At 67.6% G+C, this 17,680-nt stretch carries 11 protein-coding genes and 1 pseudogene; 6 read left to right on the plus strand and 6 right to left on the minus strand.

Annotated features, from left to right (window positions below):
• The first annotated feature begins 115 nt into the window (after positions 1–115).
• The 3 genes from I2456_RS19650 (at position 116) to I2456_RS19660 (ending at position 6,204) form a co-directional block, all read left to right on the plus strand.
• Positions 116–1,831, plus strand: coding sequence for a serine/threonine-protein kinase (locus I2456_RS19650; protein WP_085073627.1), 1,716 nt, complete (start codon positions 116–118; stop codon positions 1,829–1,831).
• Complete coding sequence (locus I2456_RS19655) at positions 1,828–4,176, plus strand: FHA domain-containing protein (RefSeq protein ID WP_085073626.1); 2,349 nt, start codon at positions 1,828–1,830, stop codon at positions 4,174–4,176. The genes I2456_RS19650 and I2456_RS19655 overlap by 4 nt, the downstream gene beginning before the upstream one ends.
• Before the next feature lie 96 nt (positions 4,177–4,272).
• Complete coding sequence (locus I2456_RS19660; RefSeq protein WP_068159332.1) at positions 4,273–6,204, plus strand: serine/threonine-protein kinase PknH/PknJ; 1,932 nt, start codon at positions 4,273–4,275, stop codon at positions 6,202–6,204.
• 17 nt (positions 6,205–6,221) lie between these two features.
• Here I2456_RS19660 and I2456_RS19665 read toward each other — a convergent pair whose 3' ends face one another.
• From I2456_RS19665 to I2456_RS19675, 3 genes and pseudogenes are all read right to left on the minus strand, one after another.
• Positions 6,222–6,803, minus strand: coding sequence for a hypothetical protein (locus I2456_RS19665; protein ID WP_085073625.1), 582 nt, complete (start codon positions 6,801–6,803; stop codon positions 6,222–6,224).
• A 247-nt stretch (positions 6,804–7,050) separates the two neighbouring features.
• A pseudogene (locus I2456_RS19670) lies at positions 7,051–8,195 on the minus strand (adenylate cyclase regulatory domain-containing protein).
• A gap of 78 nt (positions 8,196–8,273) precedes the next feature.
• On the minus strand, positions 8,274–9,665 hold the full coding sequence (locus I2456_RS19675; RefSeq protein WP_085073624.1) for an amidase: 1,392 nt from the start codon (positions 9,663–9,665) through the stop codon (positions 8,274–8,276).
• Between the two features lie 41 nt (positions 9,666–9,706).
• Between I2456_RS19675 and I2456_RS19680 the strand changes: the two genes are divergently transcribed.
• The 3 genes from I2456_RS19680 to I2456_RS19690 all read left to right on the plus strand — a co-directional run bounded on the left by I2456_RS19680 (position 9,707) and on the right by I2456_RS19690 (position 14,622).
• Positions 9,707–10,135 carry an HIT domain-containing protein gene (locus tag I2456_RS19680; RefSeq protein WP_085073623.1) on the plus strand — a complete coding sequence of 143 codons (429 nt, stop codon included), beginning with the start codon at positions 9,707–9,709 and terminating at the stop codon, positions 10,133–10,135.
• A 10-nt stretch (positions 10,136–10,145) separates the two neighbouring features.
• Positions 10,146–10,595 carry a nitroreductase family deazaflavin-dependent oxidoreductase gene (locus I2456_RS19685; RefSeq protein ID WP_068028077.1) on the plus strand — a complete coding sequence of 150 codons (450 nt, stop codon included), beginning with the start codon at positions 10,146–10,148 and terminating at the stop codon, positions 10,593–10,595.
• Between the two features lie 151 nt (positions 10,596–10,746).
• Complete coding sequence (locus I2456_RS19690) at positions 10,747–14,622, plus strand: diguanylate cyclase domain-containing protein (protein WP_085073651.1); 3,876 nt, start codon at positions 10,747–10,749, stop codon at positions 14,620–14,622.
• A 7-nt stretch (positions 14,623–14,629) separates the two neighbouring features.
• On the opposite strand, the gene I2456_RS19695 is transcribed toward I2456_RS19690, so the two are convergent.
• From I2456_RS19695 to I2456_RS19705, 3 genes are read right to left on the minus strand one after another with little or no spacing between them, the layout of a single operon-like run.
• Positions 14,630–15,661: an LLM class flavin-dependent oxidoreductase gene (locus tag I2456_RS19695; protein ID WP_085073622.1), complete on the minus strand. Its 1,032-nt coding sequence runs from the start codon at positions 15,659–15,661 to the stop codon at positions 14,630–14,632.
• Between the two features lie 55 nt (positions 15,662–15,716).
• The gene (locus I2456_RS19700; RefSeq protein WP_085073621.1) at positions 15,717–16,835 is read right to left on the minus strand and encodes an FAD-binding protein; all 1,119 of its coding nucleotides are present in this window, start codon (positions 16,833–16,835) and stop codon (positions 15,717–15,719) included.
• Positions 16,832–17,644 (minus strand): uracil-DNA glycosylase, encoded by an 813-nt coding sequence (locus tag I2456_RS19705; RefSeq protein ID WP_085073620.1) that lies wholly within the window; start codon positions 17,642–17,644, stop codon positions 16,832–16,834. The genes I2456_RS19700 and I2456_RS19705 overlap by 4 nt, the downstream gene beginning before the upstream one ends.
• Between the last annotated feature and the right edge of the window lie 36 nt (positions 17,645–17,680).

Consider the following 17,680-nt stretch of genomic DNA (forward strand, 5'->3'; position numbering starts at 1 on the left):
ACACACAGTGAAATCACTTGGCACGCTCGGCAATTGAGACCGTGCCAGACGGTGCCGATCCCGGCGATGCGGATGGCCAACCGTTGGTGATGCGGCTATCTGGGGAGGGTTAGCGGTGAGCGAGGCACGCGACTCGCGGGTGGGGTCGATGTTCGGCCCATATCTCCTCAAGCGACCGCTGGGCCGCGGCGGCATGGGCGAGGTCTACGAGGCCGAACACACCGTCAAGGGCTGGACGGTCGCGGTCAAACTGATGTCCCGAGAGTTCAGCAACGACCCGGTATTCCGGGAACGGATGAAGCGCGAGGCCCGCATCGCCGGTCGGCTGCAAGAACCGCATGTGGTGCCCATCCACGACTACGGCGAAATCGACGGACAGATGTTCTTGGAGATGCGCCTGGTCGAGGGCACCGACCTGGACAACACGCTCAAGCGATCCGGTCCGCTGAGCGCGCCGCGCGCGGTGGCAATCCTCAGCCAGATCGCGTCGGCGCTGGACGCCGCACACGCCGCCGGCGTGATGCATCGCGACGTCAAACCTCCCAACATTCTCGTCACCCGCGACGACTTCGCTTACCTGGTCGATTTCGGCATCGCCAGCGCCACCGCCGATGAAAGACTGACCCAGCTGGGCACCGCGGTCGGCACCTGGAAATACATGGCGCCCGAACGGTTTTCGAACGACGAGGTGACCTTCCGGGCTGACATCTACTCGTTGGCCTGCGTTTTGTACGAGTGCTTGACCGGATCCCCGCCATATCCGTCGGAAAGCGCGGGCGTCCTAATCAGCGCGCATATGATGAATCCCATCCCGCGGCCTAGCAGCGCCCGCTCGGGGATCCCCACCGGATTGGATGAGGTGGTTGCGCGCGGGATGGCCAAACGCCCCGCGGATCGCTATGCCAGCGCCGGGGACCTGGCGCGCGCGGCGCATCAGGCACTCAGCGATCCGGACCGCAACCAGGCCGCGAAGATCCTGCGGCGCAGTCAAGAAGCCGTCCTGCCGCCCCCGCCCGCCGAACCGGCCACCCTGCAACACCCGCGCCCCCCGCAGGGCACCCCACCAAGCGCGGCACCACCCTTTCGGTCTGGACCGGTGTCCTCGCCACCGGGCTATCCCGGTGTGCCGTCCGGCCCGCCGTCACCACCGCACTTCGGCGGGCCACCGGCCTGGAACCAGGGCTTTACCCCACCGCCGCGATCGCGGAACCCATGGCTGATCGTCACCGTCGTTGCCGCGCTGGTGCTGGTGCTCATCCTCGGAGCGATCGGAATCTGGGCGGTCACCAAGGACGACGGCAGCACCACCGCGAGCGGTCGCAAGAGCACCACCACGACGACGAGACCGACGACCAGGTCGACCACCACCACGACCACGACGCTGCCCACGTCGGCCGCGTCGGCCGCCCAAGCTCGGCTGCTGAGCATGGTGCCGTCGGGCTACCCCGCCGGCAGCTGCAAACCCGACACCCGCACCATGCCCGGCGCGCTGACCTCGATCTCCTGCGGGCAGAACACCGAGGTCAACGGTCCCCGCGTTTCGGCCTACGGCTTGTACGCCGATGTGCCGGCGCTGAAAAAGGCGTTCGCGAACTTCACCGGCACCTTCACCCTCGCCGGCTGCCCGGGCGGGAAGGCGTCACCGGGTACCTGGTGGCACACCCAAGATCCGAACACGGTTCTGGGCCAGCTTGCGTGCGGAACCTACAAAGGCGATGAGCCGCAAGTGATGTGGAGCAACGAGCAGACGCTGGTGTACGCCCTGGTCGCAGGAAGCCCACAGGGACCGACCCTCGATCAGCTCTATAAATGGTGGGCTAAGCATTCGTGAGCACCGACGACCCGACCGATCCGGTGCGGCTGGAGTTGCGCGCTGACGGCCGGTCCTGGCGCCCCACCGCCAACCGCGCTTGGACCATCGGCCGGGCCAGCCAATCCGACACCTGTCTGGACAACCCGAGAGTGTCGCGCAACCACGCGGTGCTCGAGCCGTCCCCGGACGGGTGGACGCTGGTCAATCGCAGCAGCAACGGCATGTTCGTCGACGGCCAGCGGGTGGAGCGTCTACCCATCCGCGGTCCGATCCAGGTGCTGCTGGGTTCGGTGTCGTCGGGGCAGGTGGTCGAGATAATCCCGGTCGGCGACTCGGTGACACCGGCGCCCTCACCCGACGGGCAGGTCGAGACGACGGCCTCGCGCTCGCCGTCGGCGGTGCACGCCATCGACCAGGTGGTGGTCATGATCGGTCGCGCACCCGACAACCATGTGGTGCTCAACGACCTGCTGGTGTCGCGCCGGCACGCCATCCTGCGGCGCCGGGACGACCAGTGGGAACTCGTCGACAACCACAGCGCCAACGGCACCTATGTCAACGGCAACCGGATCAGCCGGGCGGTCATCGGACCGCACGACATTGTCGGCATCGGCCACCAACTGCTGCACCTGTCCGGCGACCGGCTCGTCGAATACGTCGACACCGGCGATGTGTCCTACGAGGCGGCCAACCTGCGGGTGGTCTCGAAAACCGGCCGCGTGCTGCTCTCCGACGTGAGTTTCGTTCTGCCGCAACGCAGTTTGTTGGCAGTGGTGGGCCCCAGCGGTGCGGGCAAGTCGACCCTGCTAGGCGCGTTGACCGGCTTCCGGCCGGCCGGCAGCGGCACCGTGCGCTACGACGACCGCGACCTCTACGACAACTACGCCGAGTTGCGGCACCGGATCGGGTTCGTGCCGCAGGACGACATCCTGCATGCCCCGCTGACCGTGCGCCGGGCGCTCAATTATGCTGCGCGTCTGCGCTTTCCGCAGGACGTCTCGGCCAGTGAACGCAAGCAGCGCATCGAGGAAGTGCTCACCGAACTCGGGCTAGCCACCCAGGCCGATCAGCGCATCGACAGTTTGTCCGGCGGACAGCGCAAGCGCACCAGCGTCGCGCTCGAGTTACTGACCAAGCCCTCGCTGTTGTTCTTGGACGAACCCACCTCCGGGCTGGACCCCGGCTATGAGAAGTCGGTGATGCAGACCTTGCGCACCCTGGCCGATGACGGCCGCTCGGTGGTGGTGGTGACCCACAACGTCGCCCACCTGAACATGTGCGACCGCTTGCTCATCCTGGCTCCCGGCGGCCGGTTGGCTTATTTCGGTCCGCCGCAGCAGGCGCTCAGTTACCTCAACTGCGGCGACTTCGCCGATTTGTTCATTCTTCTCGAACATGACACGACCACCGACTGGACCGCAAAGTTCAACGCCTCACCGCTGCGCGCGGCCAGCACTGCCCGCCTGAAGGAGCGTCCCGCGCAACAAGGTCCGGGACCGGCGACCAAACCGGTGGCACAGCAGAGCGCATTCGCCCAATTCGCCATCTTGTCCCGGCGGTATCTGGCGGTCATCGCCGCCGACCGGCAATACTCGGTGTTCTTGCTGGTGCTGCCGCTGCTGCTCAGCCTGTTCGCCCATGCGGTTCCTGGTAAGGCGGGGCTATCGCTGACCAAGGCGATCGAGCAGCAGTCGACACAACCTTCGCAATTGTTGGTGCTGCTGATCATCGGTGGTGCCCTGATGGGCTGTGCGGCATCCATCCGCGAAATCGTCAAGGAACAGGCGATCTATCGCCGCGAACACGGCATCGGCCTGTCCGGCGGCGCTTATCTGGCTTCCAAACTGGTGGTCCTCACCGTGCTGACCACCGGCCAGGGACTGATCCTCGGTTTCCTCGGCCCGGCCTTTCTGCCTCCTCCCGACCAGTCGGTGGTAGTGCCCTGGCCGACCCTCGAAATAGCCGTCGCCGTGGTCGCGGTCACCGTCGTCTCGATGATCATCGGACTGCTGATCTCGGCCTGGATCGGCAATGCCGACCGCGGCATGCCACTGCTGGTGCTGGTGGTCATGGCCGAGCTCGTGCTGTGCGGCGGCATGTTCGGGGTCAGGGGCCGCATTCCGCTCGAGCAGCTGGCGTGGTTGTCCCCGTCGCGGTGGGCGTTTGCGATGAGCGCGTCCACCGTCGACCTCAACGACTTACGCAGGACCATCCCGGGCGGAGAACAAGATCCGTTGTGGGACTACAAGGTCAGCAGCTGGGTGTGGGCCGCGGTGGCATGTGCGGTGCAGGCGCTGGTTCTGATGCTGCTGATCGCGCTGCGCCTGCGCCAGCTCGACCCGCAACGCAAAGCGCGTATCTGAGGTTCGGCGTCATCAGCGACGACCGAAACGTCGCGGGAATTGCTGAATGTTGTTGATAGTGTCGGCGGCACTGCGGGTTGATTGGGAGGATCAGCGATGAGCGACGCGCAAACCTCGCGCGTGGGGTCGACGTTCGGGCCCTACCGCCTGACACGGTTGCTGGGTCGCGGCGGCATGGGCGAGGTCTACGAGGCCGAGCACACCGTCAAAGAGTGGACCGTGGCGCTCAAACTGATGTCCACCGAGTTCAGCAAGGACCCGATCTTCCGGGAGCGGATGAAGCGCGAGGCTCGCATCGCCGGTCGGCTGCAAGAACCTCACGTGGTACCGATCCACGACTACGGCGAATTCGACGGCCAACTGTTCCTGGAGATGCGATTGGTCGAGGGCACCGACCTGGACAGCGTGCTCAAGCGGTTCGGTCCGCTGACGCCACCGCGCGCGGTTGCCATCGTCACCCAGATCGCCTCGGCGTTGGACGCCGCCCACGCCGCCGGGGTGATGCACCGCGACGTCAAACCGCAGAACATTCTGGTCACCCGCGAGGATTTCGCGTATCTGGTGGACTTCGGCATCGCCAGCGCCACCACCGACGAGAAGCTGACGCAGTTGGGCACCGCGGTCGGCACGTGGAAATACATGGCGCCAGAACGGTTTTCGAACGACGAAGTCACCTACCGCGCCGACATCTATGCGTTGGGCTGCGTGCTGCACGAGTGCTTGACCGGAGCTCCGCCATACCGCGCGGACAGCGCTGGAACGCTGGTCACCGCGCACCTGATGGACCCGATTCCGCGCCCCAGCGCGGCGCGCGCCGGCATTCCCAAAGCTTTCGACGCCGTCATCGCCCGCGCCATGGCCAAGAAGCCCGAGGACCGCTACGCCAGCGCCGGTGATCTGGCCCTGGCCGCCCACGAGGCGCTCAGCGATCCCGACCAGGATCACGCGGCCGACATCCTGCGCCGCAGCCAGGAGGCGACGGTCAACCAGCCCCCAACCGATGGTCCCAACGCCACCCTGCCGGCCACTGCGCTGGCGCCTCCCCCGCGACAAACTCCGATCACCCCGCCGCCGGCGCCGCGGGTGCAGCAACCGCCGTTTGCCGGCGCGGTCGGTTCCGGGCGCTCCGGCCCGGCCGGGCCGTCGGGGCCGATTCCGCAGCAGCCGCCCGCGCCCGGTGGCCAGCCGGGGTGGACCCCGCCGAGCGGCCCCGTCCCCATGCCTGGCCAACCCATCGGTGCTCCGCCGTACTACCAGGGACCCGGCTGGGGTGGTACGCCGCCACAGCAACCCGGCGGTCCCCCGCATTGGGGCCAAGGGCATCCGCTGCCACCGGCCCGCAAGCGCAACCCGTGGCCGGCAGTCGCGGCCGTCGTCATCGTGTTGGTACTAATCGTGGGCGGGGTCGGTATCTGGCTGGTCACCCGGCCCGACCCGAAGCCGCCGCCCAAGCCCATCGCCGAGGACCGGTTGAGTTCGCTGCTGTTGTCGCCGCCGGAAGTGAACTCGGTGATGGGTTCGTCGAACATGCAACCCGGCAAACCGATTACGTCGATGGATGCCTCGACCGTCACAGTGTCCTTGCCCGACTGCCAGGGCGTGCTGTACACCAGCCAGACTCCGGCCTACGCCGGGTCGGGTTACACCGGCATCAGTGGGCTGGTGTCCTCCGAACCGGGCGACAACTACGACCACTGGGTCAATCAAGCCGCGGTCGCCTTCCCCTCAGCCGACAAGGCCCGCGCGTACCTGCAGACCTCGGCGTCCCGGTGGAAGAACTGCGCCGGCAAGACGGTCACCGTCACCAACAAGGGCAAGACCTATCGGTGGAGCTTTGCTGACGTCAAAGGCAGTCCGCCCAAGATCACCGTGGTGGACACCCAGGAGGGCGCCGACGGCTGGGAGTGTCAGCGGGCGATGAGTGTGGCCAACAATGTCATCGTGGACGTCAATGCGTGCGGCTATCACGTCATCGACCAGGGTTCACAGATCGCCGACAAGATCGTCGCCAAGGTCAACAAGGGCTGACCGGCTAGACCCGGCGGTCAGCTTTGCAGATCGGGCCCTTGCGCACGCAGGTCGTCGACCGCTGACATGGCGCCGCGCAATTTGGCCAGCCATTCCTCGGCGTGCTCGCCCACCAGCTTGACCGACCAGGCCAGGGCATCGGCGCGCGAACGCGCGACGCCGGCATCGACGAGGGTGTCCAGGACCTGGCGTTCCGGTTGCTTTAACCGCGTCATGACCGGAACGGCGATGTGGGTGAACAGGATTCGCTTGACGCCGCCTTCGGACGGAACGTCGACGCCCCAGGAAACGGTGCGGCCGTAGCGGGCTTGCGCTTCGTCAGCGATGTTCATCCGCTCGCTGCGCGTCTCTTCGCGGAACCGTGAGGCTCTGCCTTCGGCGTGGGCGGAGCTTGCTTCTCCCGCGGCGTCCGAGTCGGGCAACTTGCCGATGACGGTGATTTCCTCCCGGTCGACGATGACGGCGGGATCACCGTCGAACCACTCGTCCGGGAGGCGTCCGGCGAACCATTCGGCCGCGCCGCTGGCATCGGGTTGCTGCGCCTGCTGCCACCCTCCCGAGCGGCCGTACCGGCGTCCATGCATGTGCTGGCGTGTCATGATTACATGATTACACCGTTACACGCCTAACAAAAGACCGTTCACTGTGGGTGAAATGGTGACCGGATCGGCAAGGCTCCCGGGGATTGCCAAAACCGTTGCTCGCATACTGGTGGCGTTGTATTTTGTTAGCGAAGCAGGCCCGGAAGTGACCAAATCGAAGTGCCGGGGAACGGGGTGAGAGCCGGCCGCGTCGACCCGCATCTGACGGAGTCAGTACGCCCCCTCAGAGTCCTCCGGGCCTGCCCTATGTCGCTTGCCGCCCTTGCGAAGTGCCTTCACCGCGCCGAACGCGGAAGACTTTGGTCTCACCCTTGATGCCTTTGAACCGCCGGCCGCCGGCGAAGGACCAGCCGTAGCCGGCGCCATCGCCCACGTGCTCCCACACCGAATCCGCTGCGAGCACGGTGCCCGGTCGTGCCACCGCGGTGACCCGGCTCGCGACGTTCACCGGACTGCCGAACCAGTCGCCGGCTCGACAGACCGCCATGCCGCAGGCCACTCCGGCGCGAAGCCGGGGGAAGTCGTTGTCGGTGTCGACGACTTCGACCAACTTGAGCACGGTGTCCAGCAACGCCACCGGGTCCGGACTGACCAGCATCACCGCGTCCCCGATCGTCTTGATGAATCGCACCGGCGGGTCGGTCAAATCGCGGGCGAGATCGGCCAGCCGATTGGCGAGCTGGCCGAGTTCTTCGGGCGACACCAGCTCACCCAGCTTCGTGAAACCGACCAGGTCGGCGAACGCGACACTGACCTGACGCGCTCCCGGCAGTGGCTTTCCGGCGGCTCGCTCGCCGGCATTGACCGCTTCGGTTTCCATCATGTGCCGCAGCTGCAGCATCAGCATGTCTTGGATCATCGGGCCGAGCAGCGGCGCGATCTCGCTGACCAGCGCCTTGGATGCCTGGCGATCTGCAGCTCGGTCAGTCCGGGACGCATGATCGCCGACAACGCGGTGTAACGCATGACCTCGGCCGCCTTCGCCAAGCCCTCGGCCAAGGTGCGCACCACCTGCACCACCTGGTCGGCGTCCAGCCCCGCGTCGACGAAATGCTGTGCGCGCGCGGCGGTCTCACCATCGGCGCGCATGTGGACGGCGGCGTCCGGGTCCTCTACCCGGACCAGCCCGATGGCGCGCTGCACGCGCTGCAGCAGTTCGAGGTCGACGCCGTGGCGTTCGCTGATCTCGCGGGTCGAGACATACGTGCCGTCATCGCCGATCAAATGGCGCGTAGCCAACAGCAGCGGCGGATTGGTGGCGCGGATCTCCTCAGCGGTGATGCCCTGCTCGAGCAGCCACCTCACGAGTTCGGCTCGCTCGGCGCGCGCGTTGCCGTCCAGTCCGTCGAGTAACCCGTCGATGTCGGCCGTCCCGTCCACGTGGTCCAGGTTCGCACACCGGCCGTGCCCGCGCGGCGATGGAACCAAACAGCTTGCCGGGCAATTACGTTGGGTTGATGGCCCGGTTCAGGACACCGGCGGCCGGCGATGCGCCCACGGCCTGGCCTGCTCGATCTGCGCGGACAGGGACAGCAGCGTCGCCTCGTCGTAGGGCCGGCCGACGAGTTGCACCGCCATGGGCAACCCGTCGTCGTCGAAGTCCCACGGCACGACCGCGGCGGGTTGTCCGGTCATGTTCCACACCTGCAGATACGGCACGCGCTGACCGACCAACAGCAACGTCGACAGGGCGCCGCAGCGCTGGTAGGCGCCGATGCGGGACGGCCCGGCCGCCGTGGCCGGGGTGATGACGACGTCGACGTCGTCGAAGATCGATTGGATCCGGGCGCTCACGGCGGGCTCGGCGGCACGCACGGCCGCCATGCGCCGATCGGAGAAGACCGAACCCATGCGGGCCATGTTGCGGGTGCGGGGTTCCAGGCGTTCCGGGTGGGCCTGCCCGTCCGCCTCGTCGCTGATGCCGCGCAGATAGCGCGGCAGGAAGTTGGCATAGATCTGCGCGGTCGGGTACTGCGGATCGCGCACGACGACCTCGTGACCGAGTTCGCGCAGTAGCGCGCCGGCCTGGTGCACGGCCGTCAATTGAGCATTGCCGCACTTGATGGGAAACGGTGTCGGGGTCTTGGTGCTCAACGCGATTCGCAGCCGCCCCGGATCGCGTTGGGCCGCCGCGACGAACTCTCCCTCCGCTCCGGGCAGCGTCGTAGTCGCATCGAGGAAGAGCGCGGCATCCACCACCGACCGCGCGATCGGCCCGTTGACGCTCAGCCCGTACCAGGCATCGTCGTGCGGCTCCAACGAAACCCGATCCCGTTGCGGCTTCAGCCCGAACAGCCCACACCAGGCTGACGGAATGCGGATGGAGCCGCCACCGTCGGACCCCAACGCCAGGGCCGCCAACCCCGCCGCGACCGCGGCAGCGCTACCGCCGCTACTGCCGCCCGGGGTGCGGCCCGGATGCCACGGATTACGGGTCGCGCCGAACGTCAGCGACTCGGTGTAGGGCATCATCATCAGCTCGGGCACATTGGTTTTGCCGATGATGACCGCACCGGCCGCGCGCAACCGGCGGACCACCGCGGCGTCGGCCGTGACGGCCGGACCATGCCCGCCGCTGCCGTAGGTCGTCACCTCGCCGGCGATGTCGACGTCGTCCTTGATGGCGATCGGGACGCCGAGCAGCGGCCGGCGCTCACCGGCGTCGAGGCGCTGCTGGGCCTCCTCGGCCTGTTGGCGGGCGCCGTCGTAGAGCACGACGCGGTAGGCGCGCAGCTCGCTGTCCAACCGCTCGATGCGTTCCAGATAGACCTCGAGCAACATCGGTGCGGTGATTTCGCCCTCGGCCAGCAGTTCCGCCTGTGCGGCGGCACCGACGAAGGCCAGCTCGCTAGCGTCCACCGCCGCAGCGTATCGGGTCCGGGCTCGGCTACCGTGACGCTATGTCCTGCGTGTTCTGTGCGATCGCCGCCGGTGCGGCACCGGCCATCCGGGTCTTCGAAGACGACGGCTATCTGGCGATCCTCGACATCCGCCCGTTCACCCGGGGCCACACGCTGGTGATACCGAAACGGCACACCGTGGACCTCACCGACACACCGGCGCAGACGCTGGCCGACATGATCACCATCGGCCAACGTGTCGCGCGCGCGGCCCGCTCGACGGAACTGGCCGACGCCACCAACATCGGCATCAACGACGGCCGCGCGGCCTTTCAGACGGTCAACCACATTCACTTGCACGTGCTGCCCCGGCGCAACGGCGACAAGCTGACGGTCGCCAAGGGCCTGCTGGTGCGCCGGGATCCGGACCGGGAAGCCACCGGCCAGTTGCTGCGCGACGCGCTGGCCCGCATCGACGCCAATCCGTAAGACTGAGTGGATGAGCAATCTGAATCGGTTCGAGCAATGGGTCGGTATCCCGCTGTTGCGGCTGCACGACACGCTGTATCAGAAGACCAATGGCCGCGTCGGGCACAAATTTCCCGGCGTGCCGCCCAGCCTGCTGCTACATACCGTCGGCGCCAAAACCGGCCAGCCTCGCACCACTTCGCTGACCTACGCCCGCGACGGCGACGCCTACCTGATCGTCGCGTCCAACGGCGGGGATGACCGCTACCCGGGCTGGTACCACAACCTGCGCAAGCATCCGGACTGCGAGATCAACGTCGGCCCGCAGCGCCTGGCGGTCCGTGCCCGGCGCGTCACCGCAGAGGATGCCGACTACGCGCGCCTTTGGCAGGTCGTCAACAAGAACAACTTCGACCGCTACAGCAACTATCAGCGCCGGACGTCGCGGCCCATCCCGATCTTTGCGTTGACGCCTCGGTAAGCCAGCCACGACGGGCGCGCGCAGCTTATCCTGCTACCGCGCGGTGCAGCACCGCAGCGCGCCAACCGCTGGAGCAACCTTGACACCCTGGACGGGAAATCCCTGGCAACGCTTCGGGCTGCGCGCGCCCGTCGGTTGGCTGGTCGCCGGGCTGTACGGTGCCGGGTTGCTCGTGGTGGCCGCCGCACCGATCTTCTGCGGTGCGGATGGACGGCGGCCCGTCGACGAAGTGGTCACGGTGCTCGGCTTGCTCTTCGCCGCGGCATGTGCCGGTTATGCGGCTCGCTGTGCGGTCGACCGGCGCCGGCAGCTCGGCTGGCTGGCATTGCTGACGGCGCTGCTGGGCTGGGCGGCCGGCGAGGTCATCTGGGCGGTCTATGACGTGCGCCCTGAAATGGATCACGCCAGGCACCCGGCGGCCGGCGAAGTGGTGCTGCTGCTCTACCCGGTCGGCGCGATGGCGGCGCTGGTGTTGTTGTCCAACTTGTCTCGGCACAGTCCTCGTCGGGTGGTACTGGACGGGCTGATCGTCGCGACGTCGCTGTTCGTGGTGTCGTGGGTGTTCGTCTTGGACAAACAACTGCGCGAAGACAGCGGTGCACAACCCGCGACGCTGGTCCAGGTGTTCGCCGACGTGGTGTTGTTGACGACGGCGATTCTGATGTTGTCGCGGGTACGTCCGGGCGACCTGCCGAGCCGAAGCCTGGTTTCCGGGGGAGTCACCGCCGTCGCCGTCGCCGACATCGTGCTGGTGTTCCAGACCGGTGTGGGCAGCTATCACCTCGGCGATTTCGCCGACTCCGGCCGAGTGGCGGGCCTGGGCATGTTCGCGCTGGCCGCGCTGTCCAGCGTCCACGAGTCGCCCACCCGGTCCTCCTGGGAACACATCGTGTTCCGCAGCCGCCTCTGGCTGCCCTACTTGCCGCTGGTGCTGGCCTGTGCCGTCGGGCTGGGCCAGGCGGTCGGTCACACGCTGCACGGCCCGTTGCCGGCCGCGCTGGGCATCATGGCGGCAGCAGTGCTGGCCCGACAGTTCGTCGTGCTCGTCGAGAATCAGGAGCTGTTGAGCGAAGTCGCGCGAGAAGCCTTCCGGGACAGCTTGACCGGTCTGGCCAATCGCGCTCACTTCCTGCATCGACTGGAAGAGGCCGTCGCCGAGCAACGCCAGAACACCGCGCCGATCGCGGTGTTGTGTCTGGATTTGGACAATTTCAAGTCGGTCAACGACGCTTTGGGGCATCCCGCCGGCGACGAACTTCTCATCAGGGTCGCCGGACGTCTCACCGCCGCGGTCGGTGACACCGGCATCGTCGCCCGCCTCGGCGGTGACGAATTCGCCGTGCTGCTGCAAGGTTCCGTCGAGCAATCACAAGCCGCCGCCCACCGGGTGCTCGACGCCTTCACCGCCGCGATCGTCATCGATGGGGTGCCGCTCAACATCCGCCCCAGCATCGGCTTCACCGTGGCCGCCGTCGCGTCGGGCTGCACGGTCGACGAGCTGCTGCGGCACGCCGACCTGGCCATGTACGCCGCCAAACGCGAAGGGGGACAATGCATTCGTAGCTTCGTGCCGGATGCGCCGTTCCCGTATGCCTTGCCGCAGCCGGCCGGCGGGGCGACGACTCTGAGCGGTAACCTGCTGCCGGTCAGCGGTTCTCACACCGCGGCGGCGCTCACCCGAACCCTAGCCCCCCTGGCGGGGGTGACCACGTCCGCCGGTGGGAGAACGACCGAACCGGCCGCCGGCGTGCGGTGGCCCCCGATGACGATCCGGCTGGCGATCGCCGCGCTGGGCCTCGGCGTCCTGGCCTTCACCGCGTCGAGCGTCCTCAACGACCATGCCCGGTATGAAGGGTTTTTCGTCGACATCCTCTACCCGATCTTGAACGCAGCGGCGGCCGCACTGGTGGCCGTTCGCGCCGGCCGCGTTGCCGCCGACCGGTTGGCGTGGAGCGTCATCGCGGCCGCGCTGGCCATTTCGGCGCTGGGTGACGTCGTCTACACCCTGTGGGTGCCGGACGGCCAGTCACCGTCCGCGGCCGACCCGCTGTATCTGGCGTTCTACCCATTGGCCTACGTCGGCTTGCTGCTGCTGATGCGGGCGCGCCTGCACGGGGTGCCCGCCCCGATCCAGCTCGATTCGCTGGTGTGCGGGTTGACGATGGCGGCGGTGGCCGCCGCCGTGGCGGCCGGACCGGTGCACGCGGCGGCAATGCGGGCACCGGCAACAGTTCTGGTGGGTCTGGTCTACCCCTGGGGCGATCTGGTGCTGCTGGCGCTGGCCGCGGGGATGCTGCCCATCCTGGGCTGGCGCCACGAACTGCGGTGGGGCGTACTGTCTTTCGCGTTCATCTTGGTCGCGGTCGCCGACGCACGGTATCTGTTCGAGACATCCGCCGGTGACTATCGGGCCGGGACCCTACTCGATGTCGGGTGGCCGCTGTCCGCACTGCTGGTGGCGATGGCCAGCTGGGCGCCGCGGTCCGCGATTGCCCAGCCCACCAAACGAGGGCTCGGCGCGTACGCCACGCCGGTCGCGTGCACCGTGGTAGCGCTTGGCGTCACGGTCGTGGGCCCGAGCTCCCGGCTGGCCGGCACGCTGGCGGCGTTGAGCCTGATCGCCGTTGCGGCACGCTTTTCGGTGACCTTCCGCGACGTCAGCGTCTTGGCCGAAAGCCACAAACACGCCATGACCGACGAGTTGACCGCGCTGCCCAATCGGCGCTCGCTGGCCACCGCACTGACAGCAGCGACCAGCAATGCGCCGGTGGGGCCGTCGTTGTCTTCCCGAACACCATCGCGGCGGGCGCTGTTGCTGCTGGAGCTGTACGAATTCCAGGAGATCAGCGACTCGATAGGCCACCACTACAGCGACGAATTGTTGTGTCATATCGCAAAACGGCTGTCCGACAACGTCCGTCGCGAAGATTTCCTGGCGCGCCCAGGTGATGACGCGTTCGCGATAGTGCTGACCGAAGGGGCCGACCTGGTCGCCGCACGCGCGCAGGCCGGGCGACTCCTCGAGGCGCTGAGTGAACCGTTCGCCCTGGACCCGATCACCGTGCAGGTCGATGCGCGCATCGCCATCGCGTTGTGCCCCGACCACTGCGATCACCCGCAGGAGTTACTGAGTCGGGCCGAAACCGCGTTGCCCCATGCCAAGTCGGTGAGCAGCAAGATCGCGGTGTACGACTCGACCTTCGAGTTGTACCGCGACAACGACCCCAACCTCATCGAGGAACTGCGCGCCGCGCTGTCCAGCGGTGATGAGCTGACGTGTCACTACCAGCCCAAGATCAACGCGCGCGACGGCAGCGTGCACAGCGTCGAGGCGCTGTTGCGCTGGCACCACCCCACCCGCGGCTTGCTGCTGCCCGAGGAATTCCTGCCTGCCGCCGAACGCGCCGGACTCATGCGCAAGGTCGCCTACCGCACGATGAGCCTGGTGCTGGCCGAAGCCGAATCATGGCGAGCTGACGGCATGCCGCTGACGGTGGCGGTGAACCTGTCGACGACGAATCTGCTCGACCTCGATCTGGTCGGCACCATCGAGCGGTTGCTGCGCGACCACGGCCTGCCCGCCAATACGCTGATCATCGAGATCACCGAGAGCACGTTGGTCGACTCGGTGCGCTCGCGCAACACCGTGGCGGCGTTGCAGCGCTTGGGAGTTCGCATTTCGCTCGACGACTACGGCACCGGCTGGTCGTCGCTGGCGCGCCTGCAGGATGTTTCGGTCGACGAACTCAAACTCGACCGCATATTCGTCGGACGGCTGGCTCGAGACCCCCGCTCGGTCGCGATCGTGCGGTCCACGGTGGCGCTGGCGCGCAGCCTGGGCGCCGACCTGGTGGCCGAAGGCGTCGAAGACGAGGTGACGTTGAGCAAGCTGCGACAGTACGGCTGCACCATCACCCAAGGCTTCGTGCACAGCCCGCCGCTGCCGGCCAAGGACTTACGCGAATGGGTCGCCAACCGTTGCGCGCCGGCCCCCGGGCGTCAGGCACCGCAGGCGGTGTCCGAGTGAGGGCGGCTCAGAACAGCTCCTTGGCCAGCAACTCGAGCGTGGCAATGCGCGCGGGCGCGGTCGCGGGGTCGGCGCCGCGGTGCGCCGAGGCCACCGGATGCACCATGACCTCGTCGACGCCGAACCTTGCGGCCAGCTCGTGCAGCTGTTCGGCGGCCTCGGCGGGTGAGCCGACGACGGCGCGCCGCAGACCGCCCTCGACGATGCGCTGCTGCTCCGGGGTCAGCTGGTCACCGTCGACCTCCTCCACCAGCTGCACCGGCCCCAGCGGTTGTCCGGTGCGCAACCGCGCCATCATGTGCAGGTTGGGCAGCATCAACGCCGTTGCCTCTTCTCGTGTTTCGGCCACGGCGGCGTTCACCGTCAAGAAGGTCACCGGCTCGGCGGCCAGCTTGCTCGGCTGAAATTCCGATCGGTACACCGCGAGCGCCTCTTCGGTGCCCCGGCCGGAGAAGTGATGAGCGAATACATAGGGCAACCCCTTGGCCGCGGCCAGATGCGCCGAATACATCGAGGAACCGAGCAGCCACAGTCGCGGCTCGCTGCTCGCCGCCGGCGTGGCTTTCAAGGTGTAATTCCCCGAGCGCAGCGGTACCCGCACGCCGCGGGCACCCATCAGGGCCGCCACGTCGTCGAGGTATTCCGGGAAGTGCTCGATGTCGCGGTCGTCGCGGCCGCCGCGCAGCGCATAGGACGTCACCGGGTCCGAACCGGGCGCGCGGCCGATGCCCAGGTCAATGCGGCCCGGTGCGGCCGCCTCCAGCAGGGCGAATTGTTCGGCCACCGCCAGCGGGGCATGGTTGGGCAGCATGACCCCACCCGAACCCAGGCGCACCTGGGAGGTCTGCGCGGCCAGGTAAGCGATCAGCACCGGCGGGCTGGTAGCTCCCACCGATGGCATGTTGTGGTGTTCGGCGACCCAGTACCGGGTGAAGCCCAGGCGGTCGGCGGTCTGCGCCAGCGCCACCGTGGCCGCCAGTGCATCGCTGGTCGACTGGTCGCTGCGCACGGGCACCAGATCAAGAACGGAAAGTCGCACGTTGGCGTCAACGCATCTGGCCGGGCGAACGTTCCCGGGCGGCCTTCGGGCTTCGTCAGTAGTTCATCGGCGTGATCGAGTTGACGATCAACTCGAACTGCTCCTGGGAGATCGGCGCACCGCCCGGGATGTTGTCGGTAGCCAGGAATTGAGTGCGCTCGGTGTAGGCGTGGAACCGCTTGAAGTAGTTCGCGAACCCGAGTCCGTGGTCGTCACCGGCGATCTTGAGTTCGCCGGCGAGGACGTACGCACCGAGCAGCGCGACGCTGGTGCCTTGCCCGGCCAGCGGCGAACAGCAGTACGCCGCGTCGCCCACCAGCGCCACCCGCCCGATCGACCAGTGGTCCATCACGATCTGTGACATCTCGTCGAAATAGAAATCCGGCGCAGATCGCATGTAACGCAGCAACTCCGGACGCACCCAGCCGTCGTCGGCCATCCGCCGTTCCACTTCGGCGAACTGGGCCTCGGTGTCGCGGTAGTCGATCCGCAAATCGGGGTCCATGAAGCCCAGCATGGCGCGGGCTTCGGTGTTGTCGCGGGCACTGTAGACACCGGCCATGCTGTAGTCCCCGTAGTGCCACATCTGCCAGTGGTCCAGATGCAGGAAGTTGGGAACGGTGAAGATGGCCGCGTAGGTGCCCAGTCTCTTGACGAAGCGCTCCTCGGGCCCGAACACCAGGCTGCGCACATTGGAGTGCAGGCCGTCGGCGCCGATCACCAAGTCGAAGCTGCGCGGCGGCGCGTTCTGGAACGTCACGTCGACGGCGGGCCCTCGGTTGGTCAACGTGGCGATGCTGTCGTCGAAGAGGAATTGGGTGTTGGTTTGGGTTGCGCCGTAGAGCAATTCGACGAGATCGTCGCGCAGCAACTCGATGTCGGGGCTGTCGATCGGACCGCCCGTCGGCGTGGATTCGGTGTCGCGTGACAGCTCGTTGCCGTCACGGTCGACGACCGAGGCCCCGCGGATGCCGGTCCTGCGCTCCTGCGCGGCAGCCAGTAAGCCCATGCGGTCCAGCACCGTCAGCGCCGGCCCGCGCACGTCGATCGCCTGACCACCGGGCCGCAGCCCCGGGTGACGCTCCACCACTGTGACCGAATAGCCATGCCGGCCAAGCCAATACGCCAGCGCCGTACCGGCGACGCTGGCGCCGGACACCAAAACGTCTCTCACTTGATCCCTGCCAGCTTCTTCGCGTTACTGAAAACGTCGTCGAGCATTACCGGAGTCAACCTACCGGTGAACATATTCTGTTGGCTCGGGTGGTAGCAGCCCAGCAAACGCACCCCGGAGGCGAGCGGGGCGACGACTCCGTGGCCGAACCGCGGCTTGGGCAGCCCGGCCGCCGGCGGCAGCCGTAGCGCCACCTGCCAGCCGAATCCGCCCAGGGCGACGATCACCCGCACGTGTTCGGCGATCAGGCCCCACTCGGCCTCGAGCCAGGGCGAGCACGTGACCCGCTCCTGCGGTGTCGGCGCGTTGGCCGGCGGGGCGCAGCGCACCGGTGCGGTGATCCGAACCTGATTGGCCCGCAAACCATCGGCAGCGTGCACGCTGGTGGGCTGGTTGACCAGCCCGGCGCGATGCAGTGCCGCATAGAGCTGATCGCCCGAGCGGTCCCCGGTGAACATGCGCCCGGTGCGGTTGGCGCCGTGCGCGGCGGGAGCCAGGCCGACGATCAACAGTCGCGGCCGGTCCGATCCCCAGCCTGGCACCGGCCGTCCCCAATACGGTTGGTCGAGGAAGGCACGGCGTTTGACCACCGCGACCTCCTCGCGCCAGGTGACCAGCCGCGGGCAGGCCCGGCAGACGCTGACCGCCGCGTCGAGTTCCGGGATCGAGCCGACCGCGCCGGCCAGCGCCGTGACTGCGGCCGCGTCGGCGGCCACCGGTGTCTGCGGCGTCGCCAGATCACCCGGCCACCCGGTGCCGGGCGCAACCGGCGAACCGAACTCCTGACCGGTGGCGGGATGCTTGAGCACAGCAACATCCTGCCCGCCGGGGAAAATTCGGTGGTT

This window comes from Mycobacterium kubicae, assembly GCF_015689175.1.
In the GTDB taxonomy this organism is placed as follows: domain Bacteria; phylum Actinomycetota; class Actinomycetes; order Mycobacteriales; family Mycobacteriaceae; genus Mycobacterium; species Mycobacterium kubicae.

Coding starts and splice junctions, on each gene's coding strand:
- I2456_RS19680 (WP_085073623.1), top strand. CDS start 9,707: ATGTCCTGCGTGTTCTGTGCGATCGCCGCCGGTGCGGCACCGGCCATC.
- I2456_RS19685 (WP_068028077.1), top strand. CDS start 10,146: ATGAGCAATCTGAATCGGTTCGAGCAATGGGTCGGTATCCCGCTGTTG.
- I2456_RS19660 (WP_068159332.1), top strand. CDS start 4,273: ATGAGCGACGCGCAAACCTCGCGCGTGGGGTCGACGTTCGGGCCCTAC.
- I2456_RS19665 (WP_085073625.1), bottom strand. CDS start 6,803: ATGACACGCCAGCACATGCATGGACGCCGGTACGGCCGCTCGGGAGGG.